This is a genomic window from Streptomyces doebereineriae (genome assembly GCF_031845645.1).
GTDB classification, from domain to species: Bacteria; Actinomycetota; Actinomycetes; order Streptomycetales; family Streptomycetaceae; genus Streptomyces; species Streptomyces canus.
In genome coordinates, this window is the sequence record NZ_JAVREZ010000002.1 from 113,320 (window position 1) to 129,385 (window position 16,066).

At 69.4% G+C, this 16,066-nt stretch carries 10 protein-coding genes and 1 pseudogene; 5 read left to right on the top strand and 6 right to left on the bottom strand.

Annotation, left to right across the window (positions count from 1 at the left end; translation table 11 throughout):
* Positions 1–39 precede the first annotated feature (39 nt).
* Entirely contained in the window at positions 40–2,535 is a 2,496-nt protein-coding gene (locus tag RNB18_RS06065) for a DEAD/DEAH box helicase (protein ID WP_311713119.1), read from the top strand.
* A gap of 258 nt (positions 2,536–2,793) precedes the next feature.
* Here the strand turns inward: RNB18_RS06065 and RNB18_RS53620 are convergent, their stop codons facing one another.
* The 6 genes and pseudogenes from RNB18_RS53620 to RNB18_RS06095 all read right to left on the bottom strand — a co-directional run.
* Positions 2,794–3,441 (bottom strand): Rv3654c family TadE-like protein, encoded by a 648-nt coding sequence (locus tag RNB18_RS53620; protein WP_394817594.1) that lies wholly within the window; start codon positions 3,439–3,441, stop codon positions 2,794–2,796.
* Positions 3,408–3,773: a TadE family type IV pilus minor pilin gene (locus tag RNB18_RS06075; RefSeq protein ID WP_311713120.1), complete on the bottom strand. Its 366-nt coding sequence runs from the start codon at positions 3,771–3,773 to the stop codon at positions 3,408–3,410. Before RNB18_RS06075 ends, RNB18_RS53620 begins: the two co-directional genes overlap by 34 nt.
* Positions 3,760–3,981 carry a DUF4244 domain-containing protein gene (locus RNB18_RS06080; protein WP_311713121.1) on the bottom strand — a complete coding sequence of 74 codons (222 nt, stop codon included), beginning with the start codon at positions 3,979–3,981 and terminating at the stop codon, positions 3,760–3,762. The genes RNB18_RS06075 and RNB18_RS06080 overlap by 14 nt, the downstream gene beginning before the upstream one ends.
* 76 nt (positions 3,982–4,057) lie before the next feature.
* The gene (locus tag RNB18_RS06085; protein WP_311713122.1) at positions 4,058–4,846 is read right to left on the bottom strand and encodes a type II secretion system F family protein; all 789 of its coding nucleotides are present in this window, start codon (positions 4,844–4,846) and stop codon (positions 4,058–4,060) included.
* Entirely contained in the window at positions 4,843–5,772 is a 930-nt protein-coding gene (locus RNB18_RS06090) for a type II secretion system F family protein (protein ID WP_311713669.1), read from the bottom strand. Before RNB18_RS06090 ends, RNB18_RS06085 begins: the two co-directional genes overlap by 4 nt.
* 69 nt (positions 5,773–5,841) lie before the next feature.
* Positions 5,842–6,291 (bottom strand): annotated as a pseudogene (locus tag RNB18_RS06095) (ATPase, T2SS/T4P/T4SS family); the annotation flags it as partial.
* A gap of 515 nt (positions 6,292–6,806) precedes the next feature.
* On the opposite strand from RNB18_RS06095, the gene RNB18_RS06100 reads away from it, so the two are divergent.
* The 4 genes from RNB18_RS06100 (at position 6,807) to RNB18_RS06115 (ending at position 16,043) form a co-directional block, all read left to right on the top strand.
* The gene (locus RNB18_RS06100; protein WP_311713123.1) at positions 6,807–7,634 is read left to right on the top strand and encodes a hypothetical protein; all 828 of its coding nucleotides are present in this window, start codon (positions 6,807–6,809) and stop codon (positions 7,632–7,634) included.
* A 99-nt stretch (positions 7,635–7,733) separates the two neighbouring features.
* A complete protein-coding gene (locus RNB18_RS06105) occupies positions 7,734–9,713 on the top strand; it encodes a CHAT domain-containing protein (RefSeq protein WP_311713124.1) in 1,980 nt (659 codons plus the stop codon).
* 10 nt (positions 9,714–9,723) lie between these two features.
* Positions 9,724–14,844, top strand: a complete 5,121-nt coding sequence (locus RNB18_RS06110) for a hypothetical protein (RefSeq protein ID WP_311713125.1) — start codon at positions 9,724–9,726, stop codon at positions 14,842–14,844.
* Positions 14,841–16,043 carry a hypothetical protein gene (locus RNB18_RS06115; RefSeq protein WP_311713126.1) on the top strand — a complete coding sequence of 401 codons (1,203 nt, stop codon included), beginning with the start codon at positions 14,841–14,843 and terminating at the stop codon, positions 16,041–16,043. The genes RNB18_RS06110 and RNB18_RS06115 overlap by 4 nt, the downstream gene beginning before the upstream one ends.
* Positions 16,044–16,066 lie beyond the last annotated feature (23 nt).

The window sequence follows — 16,066 nt, forward strand, 5'->3', positions numbered from 1 at the left end:
CACCTCGGCTTGAAGCCCCCGGACGGTTCGCCAGCCGCGATGGCATTCAATCACTTACCGGCAGGCGTGCACGACGCCTTGCTCCCATTGTCCGTCACGCCAGTGACACACTCGGTGCCGATGGCCAAGAATCTCCGATCCGATCGACCCTCGACGGACGCCGGTCCCCGCCCCACGCCGAGCACGGTCCTGGACCGGCTCGCCGCCGGGCCGAGCCGGGCTGCGCGCATCACTCATACGGAGCACTTGCCCCCACGTGCGGGTCGCCATGCCGTCTGGCCCGACCGGATCCGCTCGGAGGTCATCGCAGCCGTCCAGGCCTGCGGCATCGATCACCCCTGGGCCCACCAGGCACGCGCGGCCGAACACGCCCTGGACGGCGAGTCGGTCGTCGTCGCCACCGGCACCGCCTCCGGCAAGTCCCTGGCGTACCTCGTGCCGGTCCTCTCCACCCTCCTGGACGGCTCGGAGGCCCCGAACGGCCGCGGCGCCACCACGCTCTACCTGTCCCCGACGAAGGCCCTGGCTGCGGACCAGTGCCGCTCGGTGAAGGAACTTTCACAACCGCTGGGCAATTCCGTACGCCCCGCGGTCTACGACGGCGACACGCCGTTCGAGGAACGTGAATGGATCCGCCAGTACGCCAACTACGTGCTGACCAACCCGGACATGCTGCACCGCGGGATACTCCCGTCCCACTCCCGCTGGTCCTCCTTCCTGAAGGCGCTCAAGTACGTCGTCATCGACGAGTGCCACACCTACCGGGGCGTGTTCGGCTCCCACGTCGCCCAGGTGCTGCGCCGTCTGCGCCGCCTCTGCGCCCGCTACGGCGCCTCCCCCGTCTTCCTGCTGGCCTCCGCGACCGCCGCCGAGCCGTCGGTGGCCGCCCGCCGCCTCACCGGCCTCCCCGTGGTCGAGGTCGCCGACGACGCCTCACCGCGCGGCGAACTGGTGTTTGCCCTCTGGGAGCCCCCGCTCACCGAGATGCAGGGCGAGAAGGGCGCCCCGGTCCGCCGTACGGCCACCGCCGAGACGGCCGATCTCCTCACGGATCTCGCCGTACAGGGCGTGCGCTCGGTCGCTTTCGTCCGCTCCCGGCGCGGCGCCGAGCTGATCTCCGTGATCGCCCAGGAGCGGTTGGCGGAGGTCGACCGCTCCCTGGCCCGCCGTGTGGCGGCGTACCGCGGCGGCTATCTCCCGGAGGAACGCCGCGCCCTGGAACAGGCCCTGCATTCAGGCGAGTTGCTGGGCCTGGCCGCCACAACCGCCCTGGAACTCGGCATCGACGTCTCGGGGCTGGACGCCGTACTGATCTCCGGCTACCCCGGTACACGCGCGTCCCTGTGGCAGCAGGCAGGCCGGGCGGGTCGAGCGGGCCAGGGGGCGCTGGCGATCCTGGTGGCCCGCGACGACCCCCTGGACACCTTCCTCGTCCACCATCCCGAGGCCCTCTTCGACCAGCCGGTGGAGTCCACGGTCCTCGACCCCGACAACCCGTACGTCCTCGCCCCACACCTGTGCGCGGCCGCGGCGGAACTGCCGTTGACGGACGAGGACATGCAGTTGTTCGGGCCGGAGACCGAGAGCCTGTTGGGGCAGCTGGAGTCCGCGAAGCTCCTGCGCCGCCGTACCAAGGCCTGGCACTGGACGCGCCGGGAGCGGGCCGCCGACCTCACCGACATCCGCGGGGAGGGCGGCCGCCCCATCCAGATCGTCGAGTCGGGCACGGGCCGCCTCCTCGGCACGGTCGACGCGGGCTCCGCCCACACCGCCGTCCACGAGGGCGCTGTCCACCTCCATCAGGGCCGTACCTACCTGGTCCGGTCGCTGGACCTGGAGGACTCGGTGGCACTGGTCGAGGAGGCGAACCCGTCGTATTCGACGGTCGCCCGGGACACGACGTCCATCGCCGTTCTGGAGACGGACGTCGAAGTCCCCTGGGGCGAGGGCAGGTTGTGCTACGGCTCCGTCGAGGTCACCAACCAGGTGGTCTCCTTCCTCCGCAGACGTCTGATCACAGGTGAAGTGCTCGGCGAGACGAAACTCGACCTCCCTCCTCGTACGCTCCGCACGCGCGCTGTGTGGTGGACGGTCACCGAGGACCAGCTCGACGAGGCCCGGATCAACCCGGAGATCCTCGGCGGCGCCCTGCACGCCGCCGAGCACGCCTCGATCGGCCTGCTGCCCCTCTTCGCGACCTGCGACCGCTGGGACATCGGCGGCGTGTCGATCCCCCTCCACCCCGACACGCTGCTCCCCACGGTCTTCGTCTACGACGGTCACCCGGGCGGCGCGGGCTTCGCGGAGCGCGCCTTCCACACCGCCCGCGCCTGGCTCACCGCCACCCGCCAGGCCATCGCCTCCTGCGAGTGCGACGCCGGCTGTCCGTCCTGCATCCAGTCCCCCAAGTGCGGCAACGGCAACGACCCGCTGCACAAGAGGGGCGCGGTACGGCTGCTCACGGTGCTGTTGCGGGGGGCGCCGGAGGAGGGGGCGGAGGCGGAGCTTCCCGGGCTGCCGAAGGAGGGGCTCTAGCCCCTCCTTCCCCGGGCGCCGACCGACCGAACAGCGCCGAGAGCACCTCGGGATGCCGGCGGAGAACCGGGGCCCTGACCTCACCGGGGTGCCGATGGAGCAAACGGCGCCGGGAGACCTTCGGGTGCCGACGGAGGACCTGAGCCCCTGCCTCACCAGGACGCCAACCGAGAACCCGAGCCCAGGCCACACCGCGACGCCGACCCAGAACCCGGACCCAGGCCACCCGGACGCCAACGGAGGACCCGAGCCCCTGCCTCACTGGGGCGCCGACCGAGCCGGCGGCGCCTGACCCCCCAGCGGCCCCGGGACCGGGGCTCCAGGAGCCGCTGGACCGCCAGGACGTGGCGCCCCCCGGGATTCCGGCGGAAGCGGAGCCTGCGACGTGACCGGCCCGGCAGGCCCCGCCCGGGCCCTGACCTCCGCCGTGAACGGCCCCCGCCCCGAGGCCGCCGTCACGTCCGAGATCTCGCCGACCATCTCGCACCGCACGAGCCGCAGGCCCTGGTCCCGCGCTACCCCCTCCGCCCGGGCGCAGGCCACCACGGACCCTTCGGCCCAGTGGTCCGCCGCCGCGAGCGCCGCGAGATCCGCGCCCCCGGCCGCCCGATGCCGTACGACGACGGCCTGCCCGAGGGCCAGCACGACCCCGAACACCACGCACAGCACCGCGATGGCACCGACACTCCAGACGGTGGCGGAACCACGGTCCGAACGGGTGGCAGCGAGGTGGACGCCGGCGAACCGGGCAACAGCGCGGCGCGCGCCGGTGAGGCCGACTTCCGCGCACCGGGCTTTTGCCGACCGCGCAGCGGGGGGCCACGCAACCGCAACCCCACGCTCCGAGGATCCGCTCCTCGTCGAACCGCCGCTCATCCTCCTTCCCCCACCGTCTCCTCCGCCCATGCCACGGCCTCCTCCCGCACCTCGAAGGGCAGGCCATGCAACGCGGGCGGCTTGGCCACGACCACCACACGGACCCGGTCACCCTCCCGGGCGACCGTCACCTGCGCGTCGCGCGGTGCCGTGGCCCGGGCCACCCGGACGACTGCCTCGGCGGGGTCCTGGCGGGCCGCCGCGCGAGCGCCTGTCCTGGCTGCGTCCACGCACTGGATCTGCGCGGCCACCACGAGCAGCCCCCACACCAGCGCCATCGCGAACATCACCAGCACGGGCAGCACCATGGCCGACTCCGCCGTCACGAACCCCTGATCTCCCGCCCGTTCACGCCTTCGCATCGAGCGCCCGTTTCACGATGGCCTGGAGTTCCGCGCTGACGGCCCCGCTGGTCACCACCTTGTAGAGCACCACCGCGAACGCCACCGCCGCGACGATCCCCATCGCGTACTCGGACGTCACCATGCCCCTGTCCCCGCGCATCGGCCGCGCCCCGCTCATCGTCCTGCACACCAGGGCACGCACCCGCGCCCATACCGTCTTGCACATCTCAGCCCCCGTAAGGATCAGTCCTGTTGACATACCGCCTGAATTACCCGTCCGCCGGATCACCGGCCGCCGACCGTCATCGCCCACCCCCTCCCAGCACTCCACCCGCAAGCCCGATCACGATCGGCAGCACGCCGACGGCGATGAACGCGGGCAGGAAACACAACCCCACCGGTGCGGTGACCAGCACGGCCGCCCGCCGTGCCCGTGCCGTCGCGGCGCGCCCCCAGTCGGCGCGGGCGTCCGCCGCGAGCGCGGCAACCGGTCCGGCCGCGGGCAACCCGGTCACGTCGGCGCGTTCCAGCAGCCGCGCCAGCGCCCCGGCGCCCGGTGTCGAGGCGAGCCTGCGCCAGGCCTCGCCCGGTTCGCCGCCGAGCCGTACCTCGGCCGCCCCGCGCGCGAGTCCCTCTCCCACGGGACCGCCCAGCGCCTCGCCCACGGCCTGTGCCGCGATCACGGGACCCGCGCCCGCCGCGATGCAGGCGGCCAGCAGGTCGGCGGCGAGCGGCAGTTGCCGGGCCGCCTCACTTGCGTCGGCCTCCTCGGCACCCACGCCGGCCGTCTGCCGTAGCCGCCACCGCCACAAGCCCGCCGCGACGACCAGCCCGACCACGAACCCGGCAGTTCCGCCGACCAGCACCCACCCGGCGCACCCGACGCCGACCACGGGCAGCCACCCCCGCACGAGATCCCGAACCTCGAACCGCGGGTTTTCGGCCGTGGTCTGCGCAGCGGCCAGCAACTCTCCGAGCCGCCGCCGCACTCTGCGCTCATGCTGCACCGCCGCGGCCCACCGGGCGAGCCAGGCGATCACCAGTGCCGCCCCCACAACCGCCCCCAGCCTGTGGACAACTTCCGCGCTCATGCCGCCTCGGCTCCCCGTACGATCCGCGTCGCCCACCACATCCCGACGCCCTCCAGCAGGCCGCCGACCAGCAGGCAGCCCAGCCCGGAACCGGTGTGCAGAAGGACGTGCAGGGGATCGGCACCGAGGGCAGCACCGAGGCCCAGCCCCAGCACCGGCAACGCGGCGAGCATCCACGCAGTGGATCGAGCTCCGGCCAACTGGGCGCGCATATCGGCTCGTTGGTCCCGATCGGCCCGCAGCGCACCTTCGAGTCGATCGAGCCCGGCAGCGAGCCCCGCGCCCTGGTCCACGGCCACCCGCCAGCAGGCTGCGAGCCCCAACAGCCCCTCGGCGCCAGGCCGCCGAGCCGCGGCCGCGAGCGCCCCCGGAACATCCCCACCGAACCGGGCCGCCGCCAGCACAGCGGCCTGCGTCTCACCGAGACCGCCGAACTCCGGCACTCCAGAACCGAACGCACCCGATCCGGCCCCACCGACCCCCGCGCCTTCGAACTCCCGCACAGCCCGCACCAGCGCCTCCCCCGGCTGCCGCCCCGCCCGCACCTCCCCGGCGACCATCGCGCACAGCGCGATCACCTCGTCCGCCCGCCGCTCACGCACCCGGCGCTCCGCCCGGGCCAGCCGCACCCGCCGCAGCAACGGCACCCCGGCGGCCCCCGCGACGACCGGCAGCACCGAGGACCCCAGCACGGCGATCACCAGCCCTGCGACCGCCGCCCACCACTCGAAGCCGAGTCGCCCACGAACCTGCCGCAACTCCTCCACCAGTCGCCGCCACGGCGGAGGCTCGACCCCCACCACACCGCCACCCGCCAGCAGCACCTGCGCCCGCCGCGCCCCGGAACGCCGCCCGCCCCACAGCCACACGGCCACCCCGAGGCACCCCACGGCCACACCCGTCGACCCCACCGACATCTCCCCCATCCCGATCACCACGTCCTCCCCCCGTCCGAGCCGTCTCGTCGTCGTCCCCTCGCTCCTGGCCCGCCCACGTCACCCGCCCTCCCCCGACGGCCCCCGCGTCGCGGCCCCTAGCAGCCCTCGCAGCCGCTCCCACCCCCGCTCGTACGCGAACGCCTCCGCTCCCCAGCGCAGCGCCGGCACCGTCCGCACCAGCCCCGAGGAGTCCCGCTCCAGCACCCGCACCTCGGCGATCCGCCGCCGCCCGGTCCGGTCACGCACGAGATGCAGTACGACCGACAGCGCGGCCGCCAACTGGCTGTGCAGCGCGGCCCTGTCAAGCCCGGCCGCCGTGCCCAGCGCCTCGAGGCGGGCCGGCACGTCGGCCGCCGCGTTGGCGTGCACGGTCCCGCAGCCGCCCTCATGGCCCGTGTTCAACGCCGCCAGCAGATGCACCACTTCGGGCCCGCGCACCTCACCCACGACCAGCCGGTCGGGCCGCATCCGCAGCGCCTGTCGCACCAGGTCCTCGAGCGTGACGAGTAACGCGTTAGGAACAGTTGAGCTGTCTCAGCGCTTTATGTGTCTCAGCAACCTCGTGGTGCTCCTCTTGTCGCAGCGCCCTGGGACTCACTCGCACTGTCTCAGGGACATCCGTGGAGTGTTACGCGAACGTTATGACCCACGGCACCACCCTCCTCCTGAGCCGTCTCCCTCCCTCGCCGGGATGCGCTGACTGAGGCAGTCGCAGCGATAGAGCGCCTACCCCGGGGATCGATATCGTCCGCCGACGCCCGAAGTGTCATCGCCTGATCAGCGCATTCACGAGATCGCCGGACTTTGCAACTCCCCTGTGGCCATAGGGACGTGCCCGTGCCGCCATCGGCCACCAGCTTGGCCAGACTTTTGACAGGCCCTTCTGCGGGGGCTAGCGTAAAAACGAGTGGATCTACCGGTTAGGCCCCGGCGATCTGCCGCGGTTCTCCCACGATCGTCCGAGGTTCCGCCGAGAATGTAGTGCGCTGCCCACCCGAGAATCACCGAGCTCGGGAGATACGATGCAGGCATATGAGGTCTATCGCAAAGCGATGACCAAGGATCACTGGAAGGGCTGGTGGGTTAACTGGCCCTTGTCGCAGCTCGTGCGGGTAGGTGACGTCTATGACCGCCAGGGCGATGATATCCGCAGAGCGGGAAAGCTGGCCGATCACGGAGTAACTTTCCATGCGGAGAGAGGCACCTCACCCGGAAACTTCACCTACGATTCGAATCATTCGGTCGAGGTTCGCTACAAAGCCTCCGGAACCGTGCCGGACGCATTTTCCGTGCTGACCCAGACGGACGCCGGCGCTTCAGTGACCTTCCAGCGGAAGAACACGGCTTTCGTGGCGTACCGCGAGATCCAGCAGAGGATGATCTCGGACGTCCGGCGCCTTGGGAACGACCTGATCACGCTGTGGTGGAACGGTGCGTGGGATAATTCGTTGCTGGTCGTTACCGGCGTTACCTACGCAGCTGCTGGCACGGTGCTCTCCGCGGCGAGCACAGGAGCGACGGCTGAGCTGAAGTTGTCGGCCACGGCGGGTGCGGCGGGTGCCTTCGAGCTGGCTGACCTGGCGCTCGGCGCGTCGGTCGTACGACGTAGCGCGCTCGGAGCGGAGTGGACCGGTACCGACATCACGCCGTTCTACCAGGTGGTTCGGCTCCGCAAGACGTGGCTGGACAAGGTGGTGGTTGACTACGGTCCGCGACCGCCCGGCCATGGAGCCCAGGCCGAGGCTCTGCCCTCGCTGATGGCTGAGGAGATCCAGGATGATCCCGGTGCTGCCCTGGCTCTGTTGGACTCGGAGGATCAGCTGCCGTTCCCCGATTCGGGGGACGGCTGACCGCGTTCAGAGGCCGCGATGAGGACAGCCCGATTCCGCATAAGCCCCGCACCATCCGCGCAGGCGGGCGGGGGGCCTGAGCCCCCCAAGGTCAGTTTGATGGTGGAGGAGCTCCACCCCGGTGATCCTGTACGAGAAGAATCGCAGGATTTCGATCTGACGGAGGCCACCCGGCTGCTGGCCAAGTTCGACACGGTGCTCGGGCCAGGAGGCACCGAAGAGCAACGGCAGGACCTGGGCGACGCCCTGTTCGCTCTCCTCACACCCGGTGCGGTGGGCCAGCTCTGGACGGAAGCCCTACAGGTTGGCGGCCCGGCCCAACCGGCGATGCGCATGCGTATCGAGATCGCGGTAGAGGACTTGCGCCGACTGCCGTGGGAACTGAGCCGGGACCGCAACAGGTGGCTCTTCAATCACTCGAAGCTGCTTGCCACACGCCAGCACGCTGGCACCGGCGATGAATGGCAACAGGACGAGGACGACTCGCCGGACAGATTCCAAAAGGCACGGCCGTTGGGGCCGTTGCGTGTGCTCCTGGTGATCTGCGATCCGGCCGACCACAAGGCGCTCGCCAACTCGGAGACTGCCCGGGTCGGTGCGGCACTAGGCATGAAGCCCGGCCGCTGGCACGTCCAGGTCCTTGACGGCCCGACACGTGGGGATCTTTTCAAAGAGGTCAGGACGTGGCAGCCCCACATCCTGCATTTCATCGGCCACGGCATGCCAGCGGTCAAGGGTATCCCTGCAGGGATGCCCTTCAACTGGTCAACCGGGCACTCGTCCGGCGAGCGAAGGTGGTGGCTGACCTCCGAGGACATCATGGAGCTGCTTGACAAGTGGCAGCCTCGGCTCGTCGTCCTAAACGCCTGCCAGACCGCGACTGACCGGACCGACCGGCTCGGCGGTCTCGCCCACGCTTTCCTGGAAGCCGAGGCCGAGGCCGTGGTGTCGATGCAGGCCGACATCGACTCACCGGCGTGCGTCCGGTTTGCCGCCGAGTTGTACAAGGAGATGGCGAGCGGCCATGCAGTGGACACCGCTGTCTACGCCGGCCGCCGGGAACTGCGCGAGGAGCACACCAACAAGAACTACTGGGCTCTGCCTGCGCTGGTCACGCGCGGTGACCCGGAATCCGTACTCGCGATCCGGCAGGTACCGAGCGACTCCTCCATCGCCAGGCTGTGCGACCACAGGCCGTATCTCGACCAGATCCTCTTCGTCGACCGCGCGGAGAAGCGTCGTACCGCGTGGAAGGTGCTTTGCCCCTCGAAATACGCTGATCGCCCACTCCTGGTTGTCTCCGGAACCGGCAAAACTTGGTTCACTGTCTCTTGCCTGCTGAATTGTTTCGTCCACGGTCATCGTGTCACGTATGTGGACCTCGCCCGCAGGGTGCCGGATTACGACGGTGGGCCGCTCGGTCCGGAGAACAAGGACTGGCTCTCTATGCTGCGCGCGGTCCGTGCTGGGTGCCTCGACGAAAGCCAGCCGGAGCCGTTCCCGGAGAACGCCTTCAACGGCTTCAACGCCGCGCTCAACGCCGAGCTCGTAGGTACAACGACGGTCGCGACCGACGAAGCCACAGCACCGGAGCTGGTCACGGACCAGGGGCAAAGCTTCAATGAGGACGCCGGACACTCCGACGAGCGAAAGAAGCGGATCTTCAGGGCGTTTCTGGACGACCTGTACGCCGCCTCACCCGACCGTGTCCATGTCCTGGCACTCGATCAGGCCCAGTTCCTGCAGTCGGAGCCCTGCAAGCAGACCGTCTATCCCGAACTCATCAAACGGATCGCACGGCACGAGGAGGCGCCGTTGCGGATGGTCCTGGTGGCATCCGAGGGCTGGATCCGCAGCACGCTGCCAGAGGACACCAGCGGGCTGTGGGAGCCGATAGTCGAACTCGGCGGTTTCGAGCAGCGTGAGTTCATGCGGCTGGCCGAGGAGTATTGCGAACGCGCCGGACTGAATTTCGCGCAGGAAAAGGAGGTATTCGAGGGCTACTGCAAGCGGCTCGGCAAGCACGGCGCGCCTGTTGATTTGCTCTGCTCAATCAGAAGGACCCTGGTCAGACTGTAGGAGGGCGACCATGACCAGCCCCCTCGACACGATCATCAATCTGATCGAAGCTGGATCGAGCCCGGCCGAGATCCGCCGCTCCCTGTATCCCGAAGCATGGAAGCCGCTGCTCAAGGCCTGCGCCGCCGCTGGCACCTTCGACCGGAGCCTGTTTGACACCGTATTGCGGCCGTCTGCCGGGCAGGACGCACCCGCACTGGATGAGCTGACCGAGCGGGAGAGAGCCGACAAGGAGTCCGACGAACCTTTCCGCCATCGGCCGCGTGAGCCGGGCATTGTCGAGGAAGTGCCCGGCCGGCCAGGCCACTATCGGCTGCCGCCTGACGACCGCGAAGAGTACATGCAGAGCTGGCGGACCACATGGACCGGCGGCCCGGCACCTGTGGACTTGGTCGTATTGGAGCAGCAACTCGCCGACTACTGGAAGGCCGTCGGGGACCAGCACGAGCAATTGCGGCACTTGCTGGTGGCCGACCCGCCGCAGGCTCTCGCCCTGTTCGAGGAGCTTTTCGCCGAGGCCGACCGGCAGCGTGACTTCGCCCGCTGTCAGGATCTGCTGGACGTACTCAATGACGCCGACCGCCTCACTTTGTCGGGCCCGGACATTGCCCGTGTACGACGGGACCGCGCGGGCTACATCCGGGCCCAGAGCTACTGGGCCGTCGACTACGCGCGCTGTGCGCAGTACCTGGCGCCGCCGGGCCTTAAGAAGCAGGCCTCCGCCCTATTGCGCGGCTCCGGCGGCCGTCGCACGTGGCAGGTCTTCGCTGAGCCCGGCATGGGCAAGACGATGCAACTGCGCTGGCTAGTCACGCGCTACTGCGTCCCCGCCAAGCGGGATATTCCCTGCGCCCGGATCGACTTCGACGTGGTGTCGCCCGTGGCCATCGGCCACCACCCCTGGCTGGCCCTGCTGGAAATGGCCGAACAATTTGACATTCGCTCGGCGCAACGGACGTTCGGCAGGCTCGAAAGCTACGCCTCCTTCCGCAGCCTGCTCGACCGCCGCCCATCCGACCTGAATCGCGCGGCGGCACAGAGCCTGAGGTCCCAGAAGACCGACGAACTCCAGGCGGCAATCACCGATGACTTCGTCGACCTGTTCAATGCCGCCGCCAGTGATCAGCCATCCCTCCTGGTCTGCGACACGATGGAGGAACTGTTGCTGCGAGGTCAGCAGGGCACCGTCCGCTTCCTAGAGCTCCTCACGCAGGTGCAGGACCGCTGCCCCGGCCTTCGCATCGTGCTGGCTGGGCGATACGAACTGGGCAAACGGCTCCAACCGGGACCGAACGCGGTACGAACTCGGCCGAAACCACCTAAAATGCCGAGGATTCTGCGCAGGAGCAAGACGATCGAGATCGGACCGTTCACCGACCGGCAGGCCGAAACGTACCTTCGGAAGATCCGTGGTATCACCGACCCCGAGAAGCGGGCTGTCGCGCGACACCGTGCCAATGGTCGGCCGCTCACCCTCGCGCTCTTCGCCGATGCCATCGAGCAGGACCCCGAGCTGAGCGCCGCGGCCCTAGCGGACGCGCCCGAACCCAGCATCCCGTTCCTCATCGACCGCGTGGTGCGCCGGATCAAGGACCCCAAGGTGCGCTGGTTGGTGCGTTACGGTGTCGTCCCCCGTCGGCTGCGACGGGAGGACCTGCCGGTGATGCTGCCCTTCCTTCGCACTACGGACCGGCCCACCGCACGTGACGATCCTCGCAAGGACAGTTACGGCGACGGCGATACAAATCCCTATCCGTTCACCGTGTCACCGATGGGCGACGCTGAACTCGAACGGACCTGGCTGCGGCTGCTCGACTACGCCGACGAATCCTCCTGGGTCTCGCAGGTGGCCGGAGACCCGTCCACGGTGATCTTCCACCCGGACGTCCGCGTCCCGCAACGGCTGATCCTCTCCGCCCACGAGGTCTTCGCGGAACTGCACTGCGCCTTCGCCCAGCACTTCGAGACGCTCGCCGCCCGATATCCCAACCAGTGGGCGGACTTCACGTGCGAGGCGCTCTACCACCGGTTCCACGTGGGCGACCCACAGGCTGGCGCCGTGTGGCGGGCGGCAATGCGCCAGGCGCGCGAGGACGACGCGCTCGATGACCTGCTACAGCTCGCCACCGAGGTCCTCGGCGACGACTTCTTGGAGGAGGGCGAATCCAGGCTCACCCGAGACGGCCGGCCCCTAATCCCGTACGCCGACCTGCTCGAGGCCCACCTCCAACGGGCATACGTTTTCGGCCAGCGGGCGATGCGCGACCAGGCGAGTGCCCTGGACTCGCGGTGGAGCGAGGCCGAAGGCGCCCTGAGCCAGGTGGACCGGCTTCGCGAACACGAGCACGGCACAATCCTCAGATCCGGCCAAGAGCTCACGCTCCGGGCGACCTTGCAGGTCATCAACGGCCGTCCGGCCGAAGCCGCAAAGCTCGCCGAACAGGCCCTCGCCGTCATTACGGAGAACGAGCGCATAGACCTGCTGAGGGTCCTCGGCGACCTCCGCTTCGCCAGTGGCGATCCGTCCGCGCAGATCACATACGAGCAGGCCTACAAGCTGGCCGTGCGCAAGGAGCGGACTACCCAGGCCACGGCGATTGCCCTCTGCCTGGCCCGCGACCGCGAGGCACACGGGCGCCTAGACGAGGCACTGCACTGGTGCAAGCTCGCCGAACCGCCCACTGAGGCGCGCGCCGAAGCACATCCGGCGGCCCTGACGCGGGCCAGGCTTCTGCTGGCCTGCTGCCGTCCGGCCACCGCCCTGCACATCCTGCGGCCGCTGGCCGACGGCGGAGACACCGACGGTCGGGTGACTGCACTGCTGCTCACCGCTCAGGCGGAGCTGATGCTCGGGCGGGGGGAAGGGGCTCTGGAGACGCTGGACCGCATTCTCTCGATCACCGCGGGCATAGCCGGTGTGGCTCGATACCAGGACGAAGCCCTCGTCCACCAGCTGCGTGCCACTGTGCTGGGCGAACTGCTCGCCGTGGACCACGCGGAGCAGCTCTTCCACCAAGCCGCAAGCATGTGGGCGGACTTCGGCTACCGGACCGGCCACCCGGAGTGCCGCTATCTGCACGCGCGCTTTTTGCTGCGCGAGGTCGGCGATCTCCGGGAGGCCGACCGGTTGCTCGCGGCCGCACGTACGGCTCCCGGCCTACCAGCTGATCAATGGGCCTCTGCGGAGAGCGAGTCCGTACTCCGCACCGAGTTGCTCGGACGCGAGCTCGCCCTAGCAGGGGGAGACCGCCCCTCCCTCGCCGAGGCCCCCGCCGGTGCGAGCGGGCCGATGCCGCCGCGGCACGCCGTCATCCTCGCCGCTCACCGGTTGGTCGAGGAGTGGGGGCAGGACTTCGACACGGTTCCCGCACTTGCCGATGCGCTGGAAGCTCTCCAGCCACCGTCTGCCAGGCTCTTCGTGCTCGATGAGCTGCGTCGCTGCCCGACCCTGCCCGACGCCAGCGAGGCGATGGTGGCGCCGCTGCGGCGTGTCCTCGCCACGGCCGACGAGGCCGATGATGACGAAGAGGACCAGGCGCTCCACCGAGCGTTGCTGGGCGAACTGGACCGGCTGGCCGGTGGGCAGCGCCGTGCATCGACTGCCGAGGCGGCCCTGCGCCTCCTCGGGCCGGAACGGGATCCACTTGCGTACTGGCGGTGGATTCAGTTCCGCGCCCGGCTCGGTGCCCCCCTCGAACCGAAGTACCGTGACACTTTCCTGTCATTGGGCGAGCACTACCCGCTCCTGCAGTCAGCTGTCCTTCTGCAGGCTGTCAGGACACCGTCCGGTTTGGACTCGGCACAGCGAGGACAGCTGCTCGAGGAAGCAGCCGAGATAGCGGCCCAAGTGCACCGGCCTACTCGCTGGGCGGCTGACACCTGGAGCGCCTACGCGGAGATCGCCGGTGTGCGGGATGCCGCCCGGGTGGCCGACCAGATGTATAAGCGCCTCGGTCTGCCGCACCGCCCTGACGAATCCGCTCCGGCCTACCTGTCAAGCCCCCCATACCGACCTGACCAGCTGGCGATCGGCCTCGCGACGCCTGCCGGCCTGTCGTTCGACCGTCCCGAGCTGCTGCAACGGCGCATGCTCGACGATCCGAGCGGCGTGGTGGACCGTCTGCACGCTGCCCTGAACGAGGCGATGCCGGAGGTCTGGCTCCCGGATCGGATTCGGGTGCTGAGGCTGGAATCCGATGACCCGGCCGTCCACGCCCTGCCGTGGGAACTGGCCGTCACCGAGTTGGGGCGGGACGCTCCGGTGGTTGCGTATCGCACGCGGCCGAATTTGACTACCACCGGCGCCATCATGCGCCTCCAGGCCGCCCTGCGTGACCTGATCGACCCGGGCCTCCCGGTCGATGGCTTCGCAGGCCCGCGCACCAGGCGGGCCAGCTCCCGGCTGACCGAGCAGCAGGACCCCGACCTGTCCACAGTGCTCCACGCCGCCCTGAACCATCCCGACAGGTCCCGCCGAAGGTCGCTGGAGCCACCCACCGTGGTCGTCGTCGCGCCGTCCGAGACCGTCCAGTATCAAGCCCGGGGCGGCCATCGTCAGGCCGGTGTCGACCTCACCGACATCTACGCTTCCTGTGGGCTCGCTATCCAGGTGGCGGAGCTCGTGGACTTCCGCCACCCGCTCCCGGGCCGGCCGAGCCTGGTTCACGTCAGTGCCCCGCTGGAGTCCACTGCTGGCGAGCCGTACTTTGACCTGTCTGCTGTGTCCCCAGAGTCGAGACTCGCGAGCAAGTCGCGCGGCTCCGATCTGTCGGCCACGGCCCTTGCCCTCTGGCTGCAAGACACGCCGGACTGCATAGTCGTCCTTGATCCGCCGGTTCCCGGATCCTTGTTGGACATCCCCGAGCAACTGCTCCGGCGTAACTACTTCGCGGCCCAACTGGCCTCAGAGCTTCCCGCCGCCGCCATCCTTGGCATCGGACTGAACGACTATCACACTTACCCGTCGGTCGAACTGCTCGCAACCGCCGTACGGGAAGAGCGCCCACTGGCGGACACCTTCCGTGCCCTGGTGCTGAGGCGCCTGTCCTGGACGGGCCCGGAGTGGCTGGCCGCTGGTGGCACGTCGCTGTTCGCCGCCCCCGTCACGTTCATGACCGCAGTGCTGACATGATCGACGTCGACCATTACCAGCGCAGCGGCACCCGGTCGGACTACCTGGTCAGGAGCCTAAATCGGGAAACGGCTCGCTTTGAAGAGGCCACGATGGCCGGTCAGCCGCTGGAGAAGCACCACAGTCAGGTGGCCTCCCTGGTGCAGATGCTGAAGACCAGTCTCGACGATCTTGAAAGGCTCCCGGACGCCAACCTTCCGGAACTCGTCCTGGACCTTCACCATGTGTGGGACTTCTTCCGCAGCAAGCTGATACTGCGCTGCCTCCCGCAGTACCGGGGCTTTCTCGATACGGCCGACGAGCTGGCCTGGGCCTGCTACGCGCCGGCGCTGCGTGAGGCCGGTGTCTCCGCGCCCGTACCGCCGCTGGTCTTCCCTAACCGGGCCCTGGTCCCGTTCGCGGTCGCTCGGGGAAGCGACTACCGGGAGCTGCTGCCGAGCGGCGTCCGTACCCGGTCCGGGGCTAAGGCGGTTCAACAGCTGCCGTTCCCGATCATCGGCGTGCCGTGGTACCAGACCGAGCACCTTCCCGGATTGCTCGCCGTTGCCCACGAGGCCGGCCACCACATCGAGGACGATTGCAAGCTGAAGGCCGCCTTAAAGGCTAGGCTGCGCGAGAGCGGGCTTTCGTCCGAACGGCAGACGGTCTGGCAGCGTTGGCTGGCCGAGGTGTTCGGGGACATCTGCGCCTGCCTCGCCTGCGGGCCCGCCTACATCGAGACCCTTTCCGACGCACTGGCCGCCGCCCCGCCACCGGCGGTCGGGACATACCCTCCGCCGCACCTGCGGCTGGAGGTATGCCGCATGGTGCTGGAACCGCCGGGAGAGGACCCGTCCGACGAGGCGGCAGTCGTCGTCCGCGCGCTGACGACCGGGGGATACCCGGAGTTCGGCGGCAAGGCCTTGCCCGCCGTCCTGGGCTGCACCGAGGCACTGAACTTGGATGTCCCCGTCGGTAAACTCCTCGTTGGCATGCCCTCGGAGACCCGCGACGTCCGCTCCGCACTGGCTGCCGCAGCCATCGCCTTCCTCCAGGACCCGGCGGGATACGACAAACAGCACGTCGGACAGAACGTGACCCAAGAGATCCTGGATCTCCGCCCCTTCGGCGTCCGCCGCGCCCAACCGGCGGACGCAGACCGGGCCACCGTCGCTGGCCACGCCCTCGCCCACCTCCTGTCGGAACATCGTCCGGGCTGACCGGCCGCCCGAAGCCCACCGTT